Source organism: Oscillospiraceae bacterium, assembly GCA_015065085.1.
Classification (GTDB): Bacteria; Bacillota; Clostridia; order Oscillospirales; family SIG627; genus SIG627.
The window spans coordinates 524,474-539,764 of record SVQW01000001.1; the positions used below are offsets into that span (position 1 = coordinate 524,474).

The 15,291-nt window shown below is 41.4% G+C and carries 12 protein-coding genes; 1 reads left to right on the top strand and 11 read right to left on the bottom strand.

Features of this window, described 5'->3' with window-relative positions; genetic code table 11:
• The first annotated feature begins 14 nt into the window (after positions 1-14).
• A complete protein-coding gene (locus tag E7588_02270) occupies positions 15-1,400 on the top strand; it encodes a citrate synthase (protein ID MBE6688085.1) in 1,386 nt (461 codons plus the stop codon).
• Positions 1,401-1,467: 67 nt separating this feature from the next.
• Here E7588_02270 and argH read toward each other — a convergent pair whose 3' ends face one another.
• From argH to rlmD, 11 genes are all read right to left on the bottom strand, one after another.
• Positions 1,468-2,856, bottom strand: a complete 1,389-nt coding sequence (gene argH / locus E7588_02275; protein MBE6688086.1) for an argininosuccinate lyase — start codon at positions 2,854-2,856, stop codon at positions 1,468-1,470.
• 18 nt (positions 2,857-2,874) lie between these two features.
• Positions 2,875-4,095 (bottom strand): argininosuccinate synthase, encoded by a 1,221-nt coding sequence (locus E7588_02280; protein MBE6688087.1) that lies wholly within the window; start codon positions 4,093-4,095, stop codon positions 2,875-2,877.
• Positions 4,096-4,216: 121 nt separating this feature from the next.
• Positions 4,217-4,786, bottom strand: coding sequence for a glycerol-3-phosphate responsive antiterminator (locus E7588_02285; protein MBE6688088.1), 570 nt, complete (start codon positions 4,784-4,786; stop codon positions 4,217-4,219).
• Between the two features lie 106 nt (positions 4,787-4,892).
• A complete protein-coding gene (locus E7588_02290; protein ID MBE6688089.1) occupies positions 4,893-6,668 on the bottom strand; it encodes a Na/Pi cotransporter family protein in 1,776 nt (591 codons plus the stop codon).
• A 115-nt stretch (positions 6,669-6,783) separates the two neighbouring features.
• Positions 6,784-7,647 carry a 16S rRNA (adenine(1518)-N(6)/adenine(1519)-N(6))-dimethyltransferase RsmA gene (gene rsmA, locus E7588_02295; protein MBE6688090.1) on the bottom strand — a complete coding sequence of 288 codons (864 nt, stop codon included), beginning with the start codon at positions 7,645-7,647 and terminating at the stop codon, positions 6,784-6,786.
• Positions 7,644-8,975 carry a D-alanyl-D-alanine carboxypeptidase gene (locus E7588_02300; GenBank protein MBE6688091.1) on the bottom strand — a complete coding sequence of 444 codons (1,332 nt, stop codon included), beginning with the start codon at positions 8,973-8,975 and terminating at the stop codon, positions 7,644-7,646. The genes rsmA and E7588_02300 overlap by 4 nt, the downstream gene beginning before the upstream one ends.
• Positions 8,976-8,990: 15 nt before the next feature.
• Complete coding sequence (locus E7588_02305) at positions 8,991-10,097, bottom strand: polyprenyl synthetase family protein (GenBank protein ID MBE6688092.1); 1,107 nt, start codon at positions 10,095-10,097, stop codon at positions 8,991-8,993.
• A 69-nt stretch (positions 10,098-10,166) separates the two neighbouring features.
• The gene (locus E7588_02310; protein ID MBE6688093.1) at positions 10,167-11,543 is read right to left on the bottom strand and encodes an FAD-dependent oxidoreductase; all 1,377 of its coding nucleotides are present in this window, start codon (positions 11,541-11,543) and stop codon (positions 10,167-10,169) included.
• A gap of 29 nt (positions 11,544-11,572) precedes the next feature.
• Positions 11,573-13,519 (bottom strand): LTA synthase family protein, encoded by a 1,947-nt coding sequence (locus E7588_02315; protein ID MBE6688094.1) that lies wholly within the window; start codon positions 13,517-13,519, stop codon positions 11,573-11,575.
• Positions 13,520-13,557: 38 nt separating this feature from the next.
• A complete protein-coding gene (locus tag E7588_02320; GenBank protein MBE6688095.1) occupies positions 13,558-14,142 on the bottom strand; it encodes a hypothetical protein in 585 nt (194 codons plus the stop codon).
• Positions 14,143-15,291, bottom strand: a complete 1,149-nt coding sequence (rlmD, locus tag E7588_02325) for a 23S rRNA (uracil(1939)-C(5))-methyltransferase RlmD (GenBank protein ID MBE6688096.1) — start codon at positions 15,289-15,291, stop codon at positions 14,143-14,145.

Sequence of the window (15,291 nt, forward strand, 5' to 3'; positions counted from 1 at the left end):
CGAGGAGTATAAGTATGCAAAAATTAATAAACGAAATTACTCATGATGAATTTTCCGCGAATGAGCTTAAAGATATAATTGCCACAGCACGCGACCATTACTCAATTCCCCCCGCTTCTTTTCAGACGACTAATGTAAAAAGAGGTCTCAGAAACATCGACGGTACGGGTGTTGTTGCGGGCATTACAAAAATTGCGCTGGTTCACGGTTATCTGCTCAATGAGGGCGAGGTTGAACCCATTGAAGGAAAGCTTTACTACCGCGGACACAGTGTCGAAGATCTTGTAGATGCATATGTTCGTGAAAACAGATTTGGTTACGAGGAATGTTCTTATATTCTTTTCTTCGGTGAACTCCCTACAAAAGAGCAGCTTAAGGTATTTAACACCATTCTCAACGAAAACAGACAGCTTCCTGCTCATTTTTCCGAGGACGTTATAATGCGTGTTCCAACGCAGAATATAATGAATAAAATTTCTTCCAGCATTCTTTCACTTTATGCTTATGACGAAAATCCGGATGACTGTTCTTTCGAGAATGTTATGCGTCAAAGTATTCAGATAATGGCACAAATGCCTGTTATTGCCGCTCAGGCATATTCAGTTGCAAGACATGCGTTTTTAAATGAAAGTTTGACTCTGCACTATCCCCTGCCCGGGCTATCTACTGCTGAGAACTTTTTAAGAATTGTTCGTCCGGACAGTTCCTTTACGGATGAGGAAGCAAAGCTTCTTGACCTTTGCCTTGTTCTTCACGCAGAACACGGTGGCGGTAACAACTCCGCTTTTACTTGCCGTGTACTTTCATCAGCCGGTACAGATACATATTCTGCTATCAGCGGTGCTGTCAACTCTCTCAAGGGTTCATTGCATGGCGGTGCCAATATCAAGGTTGAGAAGATGTTTGATGATATTAAAGCTAATGTTTCAAACTGGGCTGATGAAGAAGAGGTTTATAATTATCTGATAAAAATTCTTAAAGGTGAAGCAGGAGATAAAAGCGGAAAAATATACGGAATGGGTCATGCCATTTATACTTACAGCGACCCTCGTGCCGTCACACTCAAGAAATATGCTTCAAAGCTTGCCATTGAACGCGGATTTGAAGATGAATTCCATCTTATCGAGTTAGTTGAAAAGCTTACTCCTCAAGCCTTCATGGAATTCAAAGGTAACTCTACAAAAAATATATGCGCGAATGTGGACTTATATTCCGGTATGGTTTACAGAATGCTGGGAATACCTGCTGAGCTCTACACACCACTTTTTGCCATTGCACGTGTTGCAGGTTGGTGCGCTCACCGTATGGAAGAAATAACCACGGGTGGAAGAATTATCCGTCCTGCTTACAAGTCCATTTCTAAAGCCAAGAATTATATAGCACTGGAAGACAGAGAATAATAAATATTACAGACAATTCAAAAGAGCTGATACACCATATGGTGTATCAGCTCTTTTAATATTTGTTTCAGATATTCTGTTTGTATTTATCGATGGATGCCTTTATGGAAGAAAGCTGATTTTCGGTAGATGTTTTACCGGGACCGCCAATGATATCTCGTCCGGAAACACAGTTTTCAAGATTAATAGCATCATACACATCTTGTGCGAAAACATCGGAAGCAATGTTATACTCATCCAATGTAAGGGTTTCCAGAGTTTTGTCATTGTCAATGCAGTATGCAACCAACTGTCCGACAATTTTGTACGCCGTACGGAACGGTAAGCCTTTTTTCACCAAATAATCTGCACAATCGGTGGCATTGATAAATCCCTTTCCCGCAGCACGACGCATATTATCCTTGCGGACTTGTGCTGTATCAAGCATCTTCGCGAACATATCGACGCACATCAAAACGTTGTCAATCGAATCGAAAATTGCTTCCTTGTCTTCCTGCATATCTTTGTTGTAAGCGAGCGGCAAAGACTTCATCATGGTAAGCAAAGTCGTATTATTACCGTAAATACGACCGGTTTTTCCTCTTACAAGCTCAGCGATATCCGGGTTCTTTTTCTGAGGCATTATGGAAGAACCGGTAGAAAAAGCATCATCCAATTCCACAAACGCAAATTCACTCGAGCACCAAAGAATCATTTCCTCGGAGAATCGGCTGAGGTGCATCATAAGAAGTGTAAGATTACCGGAAAGCTCAAGAACAAAGTCACGGTCAGAGACACCATCAATGCTATTGAGTGTAACGCCGTCAAATCCAAGCTTTTTGGCAACAAATTCTCTGTCGATAGGATATGTGGTTCCCGCAATTGCTCCCGAGCCAAGAGGCATAACATTACAGCGGTCATATGTCTGCCAAATTCTCTCCATATCGCGCATAAACATAAATGCATACGCACAGAGATGATGTGCAAATGTGATAGGCTGAGCACGCTGAAGATGGGTATAACCGGGCATGACGGTGTCTGTATTTTCGCATGCTTTATTGTATATAATCTCCAGCAAATTCACGACTGAGCCGCTTATATCCGCAATACGGTTTTTAATATACATTCTGATATCAAGTGCAACCTGGTCGTTTCTGCTGCGCGCTGTATGAAGACGCTTGCCTGTGTCGCCTATACGTTCCGTGAGCACCTGCTCAACAAACATATGTATATCCTCTGCATCGGAGGAAAACATAAGCTTTCCATTTTCAATATCAGAAAGGATGTTCTTAAGCTCTGCTATAATCGCGTCAGCTTCACTTTTTTCAATAATACCGCATTTGCCAAGCATTTCAGCATGCGCCATGCTGCCCTGCAAATCCTCGCGGTACATTCGCGAATCGAAGGAAATGGAGCTGTTAAAATCGTTGACCGAGCTGTCCGCTTCTTTTTTAAAGCGTCCCTGCCACATTTTCATAAAACAGTGTACCTCTTATTATTTCTTGTTTTTCTCGTCTCTGAGCGCTTTTACGCGGATAGGAAGACCGAAAAGATTGATAAATCCGTTAGCATCCTTCTGGTCATATACTTCATCCTCATCAAAAGTGGCAATATCTTCGTCATAGAGAGAATTGGGAGAAGTGAGAGATGCAATAATAATATTACCCTTGTAAAGCTTAAGTTTTACATCGCCGGTAACATCCTCCTGAGTCTTATCAACAAATGCTGAAAGAGCTTCGCGCAGAGGTGTAAACCACTGACCAAAGTAAACAAGGTCAGCAAATTTGCCGGAGAGCATCTGCTTGGTGTGCATTGTATCGCGGTCGATAGTGAGAGTTTCAAGAGCATCGTGAGCGGCATACAGAATGGTTCCGCCGGGAGTTTCGTAAACACCGCGAGATTTCATGCCTACAAGACGGTTTTCAACCATATCAAGAATACCAATACCGTTTCTTCCGCCGTATTCATTCAACTTTTTGAGAAGCTCGACAGAGCCAATTTTTTCACCGTTGAGTGCAACTGGAATACCCTTTTCAAAGCTAAGAGTTATATACTCTGCCTTATCGGGAGCTTTCTCGGGAGACACACCCATTTCGAGAATTTTATCAAACATAGGTTCATTTGCGGGATCCTCCAGATCGAGACCCTCGTGAGACAGATGCCAAATGTTCTTATCTTTGGAATAGTTGGTTTCACGATTAATCTTAAGAGGAACATTGTGAGCTATAGCGTAATCGATTTCTTCATCACGGCTCTTAATGCTCCATTCGCGCCAGGGAGCGATTATCTTCATATTAGGAGCAAAAGCCTTGATGGTGAGTTCAAATCTTACCTGGTCGTTACCTTTACCTGTGCAACCATGACAGATAGCATCAGCACCCTCAGCTTTTGCAATTTCAACAATTCTTTTAGCTATAACAGGACGTGCAAATGAAGTACCGAGAAGATATTGATTTTCATACTTTGCGCCCGCCTTAACGGTGGGATAAATATACTCTTCGATAAATTCCTTGGTAAGGTCTTCAATATAGATTTTGGAGGCACCTGTCTTGATAGCCTTTTCTTCCAGGCCGTCAAGTTCATCAGCCTGACCTACGTTAGCGGCAACAGCTATAACCTCGCAGCCCTCATAGTTTTCCTTCAGCCAGGGAATAATGATAGAAGTGTCAAGACCGCCGGAATATGCAAGAACGATTTTTTTGATTTTGTTTTCCATAGTGTGGTTCTCCTTTAATATTTATATTAACAAGGGATATTATATCACAAAAATACATTTTTGTCAATACATATTTATGCATAAATTTGCATTAAAATAAGTTTATTTGCATAAATAAACATTATATTGTCCACAAATCACTGTGTGATGTAGAAACACCTACTGCACCGACAGAAAGCAATTTTATGACGGTCTGCTTATCGTCAATCATTCCGCCGCAGATAACGTTTTCCACACCGTCGGAAATAATTCTTTCAATTTCCTTGAAAATAACTCCCGGCATGATTTCAACCATGTTGGGCCTGTATACATTCAAAGCACGTCGCATGGTGTCGCAGGAACGGCTGTCTACAATAAAAAATCTCTGAACGGTAAATACGCCTTGTTCCGAAGCAATTTTCAATATATTATTCTTGGTCGAAATAATTCCGTCCGGATTAAAAGAGCACAGAAACCGCACAGCTTCCTCGTCATTTCCCAATCCTGAAACGAGATCAAAATGAACAAGTATAATCTTTTTATTCAAGTGACAAAGCTCAATATATTCACCGATTTTCGATATTTCAGAATTGAGCAGGAATATAATTTTGACAGGCGAAGCGACAGCACGTTCAAGTTCTTCGCAACTCCGCACAGCGGCTATCACAGGGTTTGAATTAATCTGCATAAGTATTTTTTCAGCGTTCATCATAACACCTCTATTCCACAGTATTATAACACAGTTACGCGCATAAATCTACATAAATTTATTAACATAAAAAAGCGTGTGGTTTTTATCACACGCTTTTTACATTTTTTTAATCAAGTTCCGCAATATACTTATTCTTATAAAATTCAAGCATCTGTCGATAGTCCTCAGATCCCTCGCTCTTAACCTCTTTGAGGTATCCGTGGGCGTCAAGTCTGGAATTCTTCAGCTCAATAACATAAACCGCAATGTTCGAGCAATGATCCGCAACTCTCTCAATGTTATTGAGAAGGTCAAGGAATACCACTCCAGATTCAATTGTACACAATCCGGATTTTAGACGTGAAATATGATTTTCTCTCAGATAATCGGTCATCTGGTCGATAGTTTCTTCAAGGGGCTCTACATTTTCCGCCATAATGTAATCGTCACGTGTAAATACATCGTAAGTCAAATCAAGTATTTCATTCATGGAATCACGCAAAACCTTAATTTCTTTAAGCGCGCCCTCGGAGAACACGATTTCCTTTTCCTTAACTCTTACAGAAAGGTCAGCTATATTTATAGAATGGTCGCAAATACGTTCAAAGTCGGAAACCGAATGAAGCAGCTTTGAAACCTGTTTACTTTCCATAGCTGTAAGATCGCGATCGGTAAGCTTTAAAAGATATGTGTTGAGCTTGTCCTCTATCCCGTCGGCCAAATCTTCCATTTCATATATTTTGCGATATTCATCCGCATTGTGGGAATTAAGAAGTCCGATTGCTTTTTTGATGTTTTCGCAACCCATTTCCGCCATGGCGATAAGAGTTTTCTTGCACTGTTCAAGAGCGACAGAGGGCATGTTCAAAAAACGGTCATCAAGAAGCTCATAAACTTCATCCGCTTTACTCTTAGTATCAGAAAGAGTAAGTGTAGCAAGCTTTACAAGCAGATTGCCAAACGGGAACAAAATAAGTGTTGAAAGCACATTAAACAGTGTGTGAACAACCGCAATCTGGGTTGTGTTGATTGTATCGTGGTAAAACGGCATAACATGAGGGAATATGGCATATACACCGTAAAAAAGGAGTAAAAACAATCCTGTACCGATAACATTAAAATACAAATGAATCATTGCAGTTCTCTTTGCGTTTCTGTTTGCGCCTGCACTGGCAAGCATGGCAGTAACGCAAGTACCGATATTCTGTCCCAAAATTATCGGAATAGCGGCAGAAAAACTGATAAGTCCAGTAGCCGAAAGTGCTTGTAGGATACCGACAGATGCCGAAGAGGACTGAATAACAGCTGTTATTCCCCAACCCGCAAGAAGTCCGAGAATTGGATTATACGAAAGAGCGGCCATGATATCACGGAACGCAGGTATCTCCGAGAGTGAGCTTGTCGCATCGGACATGGTGTTCATACCTATCATAAGAACGGCAAAACCTATCATGATCTGTCCGACATTCTTCTTGCTTTCGGATTTCTTGCAGAAAACATAAAGTACCACGCCTATAACGGCAAAAACGGGGGCAAATGAAGAAGGTTTAAGCAAATTCAAAAATACATTTCCGCCGCCTTTTATTCCTGCAAGCGAAAAAATCCAAGAAGTCATAGTAGTACCGATATTGGCACCCATGATAACGCCCACAGCCTGTGTAAGCTTCATTATACCCGAGTTTACAAAACCTACAACCATGACGGTGGTGGCACTTGAACTCTGAATTATTGCCGTAACAAACGTACCTAAAAGCAATCCCTTGAAACGGCTTCCGGTAAGCTTTTCCAATATACGCTGCATCTTACCGCCCGCAACCTTCTCAAGTCCGCTTCCCATTACCTCCATACCAAAAAGCAACAACGCAAGACCGCTGAAAGCATTTAATACCTGAAATACGTCCAAATTTTATACCTCTCTTATGAATATGTAAAAAGTGTGTATGGACTCCACACACACTTAGTATAACATATTTAATTAATTTTAACAAGTGGTTTTACTGCAATTTTACTTAGCAGGTTTAAATTTTACAGATAGCGTTTGCAATATTGGCAAAGGTATCCAAGTCAAGCGTCTCACCGCGCTCGCTTCCCTTCAAACCGCACATGTAAAAAGCATGTTGCAGTTTTTCCTTAGAAAGCTCGGGGAATTCACCGGGCATTGAGTTGAGAAGTGTTTTACGTCTTCTCGCGAAAGCACCTCGTATAACCTTGAACAGCATTTCTTCATCTTCAACACATACAGGCGGTGTTTTATGCAAGTCAAGACGCAAAACAGCAGAGGTGACATCGGGGCGCGGAATAAAGTTTCCCGCAGCGACATTAAACAGTTTCTTAGGCTTGGCATAATAGGATATTGCAGCAGTAATAGCGCCATAACCATCACTGCCTGCCGGAGAGCATATTCTGTCAGCAACCTCTTTTTGAACCATAACCGTTATATTATCGAACGGAAACCGCGATTCGAGAAGATGCATCAAAACCGGAGTAGTTATATAATACGGCAAATTTGCGCATACAACACAGGGCATGTTTCCAAATCTTTCTTTTGCCACAGAAGCAATATCAAGCTTCAAGACATCGGAATTAATTATTTCAACATTATCGACTCCGTCAAGCGTTTCATCCAACAAAGGCAGCAGATTTTTATCTATTTCTACCGCACAGACCTTTTTGTAGAGTTTTGAAAGTTCTACTGTCATTACACCTATTCCCGGCCCTATTTCAAGGCAGGCACACTCGGAGGCATCATAGGGTAAAGATGCATTGGCTATTTTTTGTGGAATTGCTTCATTTATAAGAAAATTCTGACCGAATTTTTTCTGAAATTCAAAGCCGTGTCTTTCAAGCAAGGCTTTTATTTCAGTCGGATTTGACAACTTCATCTGTTGATGTTCCTTTTCCGAGCCGGCGGTAAACGCCTGACGGCTCTTTTGCTTTTCTTTGGTCTCAGGAGAGATACAATGCCGATTATACACAATACCACACCGGCAATAAGCAACATCTTATACACCGAAATACGATTAATACCTTTTGCGGGATAAAACACAATATTTCCGTTTTCAGGCAGCGTATCATATATGTCGGTTCCGCTCAGCAGTCCGAAGGATGCGATTTCTTTGCCATCGTACGAATAAGTAACAGTTCCGACTTTGTCATTCTTTAAAATCGGGAGCTCCGGATTGTCGTAAAATTTATAATCACGTTGCAGCATATCTGGTGAAACGCCATGAGGAAGAAGCAGTTCCATATCCATTTCTGCAAGAATATCAAGTGTCTTTCTATTATCTTCACTGAATACCAGTTCGGTATGCGCTATAACCTCATTGCTGTTTGCCAAATGTACTAATGAATATGCATTGAAAACATATTCAAAAAGTGTTGTTGCATCGGGAAATGTTTTTATCGGGCTTGAAACACCATCAAGATTAGCTCCCATGAGAACGATAAGATATGATGCATCGTCTTTCGTCGCCATTGTTATAAGACACCTTCCCGCCTGGTCCGTAAAACCGGTCTTAATTCCGGAGGCATATCTGTAATAGTTGGAGCTGCTTTTGTTGACAAGTTCCACACTGTATTTGATGTTTCGCTGGGCGCTTACCTCGGTTGCAGGAATCGTGTACGCAGCGGAAGATATTATTTCTCTAAACGTTTCATTCTTTAATGCTTCTGCCGCTATCAGATACATGTCATACGCAGTAGTAGTGTGTCCGTTTGCACTAAGTCCGTGTGCATTTTCAAAATGCGTATCGGCAGCACCAATCATTTGTGCCCTGGCATTCATTTTGTCGACAAAGCAATCAATGTCACCATCGCCAAAATGATAAGCCAACAATTCTGCCGCATCGCAGGCTGAAGGAAGCATGGTTGCGTACAAAAGATCCTTAACGGTAAGTGTTTCGCCCTGCTTGAGAGAAATATTTGAGCCGCCTTCCCGGCGAATTTCGTTGAATAATGAAGCGTCGGAAATATATATTCTTTCATTTTCAATATCCTTGCAGTTTTCGAGCACAATCAGGGTTGTCATAATCTTTGTCAGTGATGCGGGCTCCATCTCAAGTTCAGCATTTTTTGAGAGCATAACCTGAGAGTTATTCAAATTCACCATGTAAACTGCTTTGGAATTAATCTCAAGTTCATCTATCCCCTCTGCAAGGCATGTAACGCAAAGTAAAAACAGCAGAAATGCAAAAAATAGAGTTTTTTTCATTGTTTTCCTTCCGCCTCAATATTTACGGCTGGTCATATAATCTGCCCACTGAACAAGCAGTTCCTTATACTCGTTGTCAGGCACAAGCTTCAAGCTTTCAAGAGCAGTTCTGATATACTTTTGGGCAAGTTCCTCCGTGTATTTAATACCGCCTTTTTTATAAAACAAAGATTTTATAGCCTCAACATCCTGTTTTGTAGCGTTTTTATTTCCGACAGTGCGAGCAATCAGGGCACGTTCGCACTCATCGGAATTGCGGAATGTTTCGGTGAGAATCGTGGTCTTTTTGCCCTCGCGAATATCCGAACCGACAGGTTTACCCAGTGTCTTTTCATCAGAAACTATGCCAAGTATATCATCCTGAAGCTGAAAAGCAATTCCGCAATCTATCGCGAATTTCTTTAAAGCTCTCAGAACAGGTGTTTCCGCATCATATGTGTTAAGACCTATCATACCGCCCGCAACACAACAGAATGCGTATAAAATACCTGTTTTACCGCGCATCATAGAAATAATTTCATCTTCGTTGGAAGAAAAGTGTTCAAGCGCTTCATAAGAAGTGTCATACATCATACCGTTGCAGACATCCTGTGCTTCGCCTGTAATAAGCTCGCCCACATATTCATTTTCAGCCATTGAAATGATTTCCAGTGCAACGCGGGGATCGACATTGCTGTTCTTGCGAAGCTCGCTCATCATGCAAATACTTAACGCGTGCAGGCGATCTCCTGCCAAAATGGCAATATCTCGTCCGTACTCATCTGTAATATCTTGCGGCATTCCGTATTTTAAGCTGTCGGCGGATATTCTCTTATGAGCCGTAGGCTGACCGCGGCGAAAATCGTCGTTATCAATTATGTCATCGTGGATAAGTGTCCAATTATGAAACAGTTCCGCTCCGCAGGCTACCGGCAGCGCAGTAGTTTCAGCTTCCTTTCCGCCAAATATACCCGCGCAAAGCATTGCCACAACAGGACGAAGTCTTTTGCCACCGCTCATTGGATATGAAACAGCTGCATCAAAAAGATCTTGCGGTGCAAAGAATTCTATGTTATACGTTTTGAGATAGTTATTCACTTGTTCTATTTTTTCGTTAATATACGCTTTAAGTTCAGGCTTCACTTTACACTCCCCGATTCTGTTATCAAATAATAAACTTAGACAATGGTAATTACTTAATGTTCCGATATATCACTTACCCGAAGTGATTTTATCGCCGATATATAATCCGTTTGCAGCCGCTTGCGCCAAAGAACGTGTTATACCTGCACCGTCACCCAGCGCATAAATGTTCTTGCATCCGCTGAGAACAAAGTCCTCTGTCTGCGGACGTGCGGAATAGTATTTACACTCAACACCATAAAGCAGTGTATCGTAATTTGCGGTTCCGGGTGCAATTTTATCAAGAGCATGTAAAGTCTCGATGATATTATCAAGCTGACGTTTGGGCAGACACAGACTCAAATCACCAGCAACAGCATTGAGAGTAGGACGTGTAGTAGATTGAGCAAGTCGCTTTTCTTCGGTTCTGCGTCCTATTTCAAGATCCCCCAGTCGCTGAACCAGCACACTTCCACCACTTATAAGATTAGCAAGACCGGCAACATGTTTTGCATACGCAATAGGCTCACGGAAAGGCTTGGTAAAACGCATTGTTGAAAGAAGTGCAAAGTTTGAGTTTTCGGTTTTAAGCTTAGGGTCGCGGAAGGAATGGCCGTTTACTGACAGTATGCCGCCTGTATTTTCGGTAACAACATTACCTCGCTCGTTGAAGCAGAAGGTTCTTGTTACATCACCATACTGCTTGCTTCGGTACCAAATCTTCGGCTCGTAGACCTGAGACGAAAAATCTTCCCATATGCATGCAGGAAGCTCAACGCGCACACCGATATCGACCTGGTTATTGTTAAGCTCAATATCGTTTTTACGACACCATTCCGCAAGAAAACCGCTTCCAACTCTACCCACGGCAAAAATTATATGTTCCGCCGTAAATTCTTCCATATTGCCGCCTTTAAAAGCTGTAACTTTATGGGTGTCCTTATCTATTTCACGTGCTTCGCATTCGGTGATTATATCGCATCTGTCCTGAAGTGATTCGATAAGTTTCTTCATCGTCTGGAAATTGGAATCTGTACCCAAATGCTTAACCATTGCTCTGCTCATATGCAGGTCATATTGCAGACATTTGGTACGAAGCTTTTCGCTTGGCATGTAACGCTCGGTAGTGGCGCCGAACGACACGAGTATTGCGTCTGCCTGTTCTACATAATCTATAACCTTATCAGGCTCCATGAAATCGGTAAGCCATCCACCGTATTCAGTTGAAATAATATACTTGCCGTCGCTGAAAGCTCCTGCTCCTGCCATGCCCTCCATAATAGAGCATGATTTGCAGTTTATACAACGTTCAACAGCTTTTGTTACGATGGGACAATTTCTTTGGGTAATTGCTTTACCCTTTTCAAGTATTGCTATTTTAAGATTTGGTTTGCGCTCCAAAAGGCGATAGGCACACATAAGACCGCCTATACCGCCACCGATTATCAGGACATCGTAATTTTTCATAATCACTTCACCTTTCAAACGAAAAAATATTACCTAAATTCAATGTAGCTGTCAAAGAAAAAGTCGCTTCTGTTTTTTGTGTCAAAAAGATTGTTATATTGCATAACTGAGTACTTACTAAGTGCATCTGCTTCGTCATTTTTTGCCTCTTCGAGCGTTTTAAAAACACCATTTTCCTTCGAGTAATAGCCCAAAGAATTTACAGCCGGAACAACCGATTGGATATCAGAGAGGAATTTATAATAAGGCGAGAAACCAATGTTTGCGGCTTCAAGCAAATGTAAAGGGAGATAGTTAAGGGCAGTACAGTCAATATAATCTTCCTCTATGTCAAAGTTTGCCCAAATAAAAAACGGAACGGTATATTTAAGCATTTGCTCGCTGAGATTATCAATAGCTCCACCATTAAGCTTTTCGTAAAATTCGCTTTCGACCGATGGCTGATGGTCGCCGAACACAAGAACAATTGTATCTTCTTTATATTCCTGCAAAGAAGTTATAAACCGCTCCATCGCTTTATCGGTTTCATTGAGAAGTGAAAGATACTGTTCAGCAGCGGGGTATTCCCTGTCATATCCCTCTAAATCAACAGTTTTAATGTAATTATCGCCACTGTAATTATAACTGCTGTGGTTTTGCATCGTCACGGCGAATTCAAACATAGGTTTTCCGCTGTCGTTTGCATAAAGCTTTTCAAGTATATGTTCAAACACGGCGTTATCGCCGACATATTCTCTGACAAGCCCGCCATCGGGATAACTATCCTCAAAGGTGTTATTTTCAAACCCGAAATAAGGATAAATGCGCCCGCGTGACCAGTTGCCTGCAGGACATGGATGGGTAGCAGTACTTATATACCCTTTTTTGTTGAGAAACCACGCAAGTGTATGAAGCTCGCCTTTTATGTACTGCTGATACGGTATAGCATTCTGCGGCAAAAATGCCAAAGAACAGCCTGTAAGGAATTCAAACTCGGAATTTGCAGTATTTCCGCCAAAAACAGATGCAAGTGCAAATCCCCGCACAGTATTATCATTCAAAGAGTCAATAAACGGCGTCACGGGGATATTTGTCATCGGAGCATTTTCATATACACGAAAATCGGCATAAGCCTCATCCATAATAACAATTATATTCGGAAGTTTAGCATCATTTCCTGCATCGGCAGTATATTCGCTCTCAAGCTGATTAACAGTGCGTATGCTGTATTGTTCGGGCTTATTGAAGGAAAGGTCCCTTATTCCCAAAGCAAAGTTAAGGTAATATCCGTTAAAGCGTGCACCGAAATCGCCCCAGCTTTGTATCTTCACATCACGTGCACCATGGAACATTAAGCCAAGTAAAACAACCGAAGAAAACAGTGCAACAACGCGCGTCCATACTCTGTGAAGCTTAGGCATAGTCGGCAAGGAAAGTGACGCAAATATAAGCAAGGCGCAAAGCATCCAGCCGAAAAACATCTCAGCGTGCACCTTCGGTGTATATTTATCAGCCACGTTCAACGCTGTCGACCAGGAAAGAAAGTCTACCGGGGAAAGCTCCTTGCCACGGAACTGATTTAAAAAACCGCTGGCTGTCGCAAGCAGACACAACAATGCAGAAGCACAGCTTATTGAAAATTTCCAGTTATTCGCTATTGCCATTATGAACATACACACTGCGGCAATGCACAGCGAATTAAGAAGCATTTTTTCATCACTTTTGGAAATGTCACTCAAAGTACATGTGGAAGTGTATGAAATATACCATGTAGCTACAATCACGCCCATTGCCCATATGAAATTAGCGGCGATGTTTATTATATCAAACTTAAAGTCAAACTCCAAAAGTCCAACCACAACAAACATTAACGCAAACTTAAAACCTGTTTGCCGGTCAAACCAGGTAAAGCTTACAGCAAGGAAAAGTAACGCAATAATGATACCTGCAATTCCCTTGCGTTTATTGAATTTAACTACTGATTTAATCGAATTCACTTATATCCCTTTCATTACACTCTGTAAAAATCTGTACTTCAGATACGTGCATCGGTTAATTGGTGGTTTATGCGCTCTTTCGCTTTCATCAGACGAAGCACAATCGGACGGTTATACCTTTGAACAACAATAAACTGCGCATCAAAAAGCATTGCCAGAACAGCGGTAATCACAAAAGCCGGAGCACATCCCCATAAAAACGCATAGAGCATGCTTAATAGTGAAATTATCTGATTTATCCAGTGGTCAAGTTCAGATTTTGCCATGGTGGTTGCAAGCTGTTCGAGAGTTCTGTTTTTGAAGTCATATTTGTCGGGTTCAAAAGTGAGAACCTTATCTTTCCATTTTCTGACCTTAAGAAGCTTGTACAGAGATTTTTCAAATTTACGCGTCCTGTACCAAGGATGAGAATAATTGATTTCCAAGTGCTCAGTCCATTTACCCATAAGAATTCTTAAACCAAAATGGTATAATATCATAAACGATACAATGCCTGTCCACAAAATGACATTGTTTTTATGTATTCCTGAGTAATACAGTAAAAAGCACAAAAGAGAAGTTAGTACAGTTAATAAGATTGTACTGTACATAAAAACAGCGGGACCGCTTAATTTTTTCTTCATTTAGTGCTCCTTTCGAGAAAGCTGTACAACACACTCCACATGTTTTGTGTTAGGAAACATATCAACCGGCTGGATTTTTTCTGCACTATACCCGTTATTGGTCAGGAAATACAGGTCGCGTGAAAGAGTTTCCGGGTTGCAGGAAACATATACTATTTTTTGCGGTGCAAGCTCAATTAAGGATTTTAAAAACTGCTTTGTACAACCGGCACGGGGCGGATCGGTGAATACAACATCAGCTTTTTCACCGTTTTTCGCCATTTTTTTCATGAACTCACCCGCATCGCCCGTAAGAACATCCATATTTTCGATACCGTTAAGTTTTACATTCTCCAAGGCATTCTTTGCCGCATCACTGTTAAGCTCCACGGCTGTAACCTTTTTAGCCTTTGAAGCAGCGATTATGCCGATAGTGCCGACTCCGCAATAGGCATCAATGACAGTCTGCGTTCCGTCAAGCCCGGCAAAATCCACAGCTATCGAATAAAGCTTTTCGGTCTGAATGGGATTTATCTGAAAAAACGAACGGGCGGAAATGCAGAATGAACGTCCACAAAGATTATCAGTGACAAAACCACGTCCGTAAAGAACATTTTCCTTTTTTCCAAGCATTAGATTAAGTTTATCGGTACTGACATTTTGCGTAACAGTAGTAATGTACGGGCACTCCCTGACAAGCGCGTTTACAAAATCTTTTTTTGCAGGAAATTTACCGTTGCCTGTTCCGAGAGCAACAAGAATCTCTCCCGTAGCCTTACCAACACGGACAGTCACAAATCTCAAAAAGCCTTTTTGCGAAACCTCATCATATGTTCGGAGATTAAAAACCGGCAAAAGCCGCTTTATGGTTTTTATGATACTTGCGGCTCTTTCATCTTCAAGATTACATTGTCCTACCTGCACAATTTTTCCCGAAGAGGATTGCCACACACCGCATATCACCTGACCACGTGTATATCCGAAAGCAGCTGATACCTTACAACGGTAATTGTTTGGGTTTTCCATACCGATAATATGAGAAACGCGGCAATAACGTCCAAGCATTTTAATTATAGTTTTCTGTTTATATGAAAGCTGTTGCTTATATGGTACGTCAAGCTGGCACCCGCCACATTTTTTATATGAAGTGCAAGTGAAATTTAATTCCAT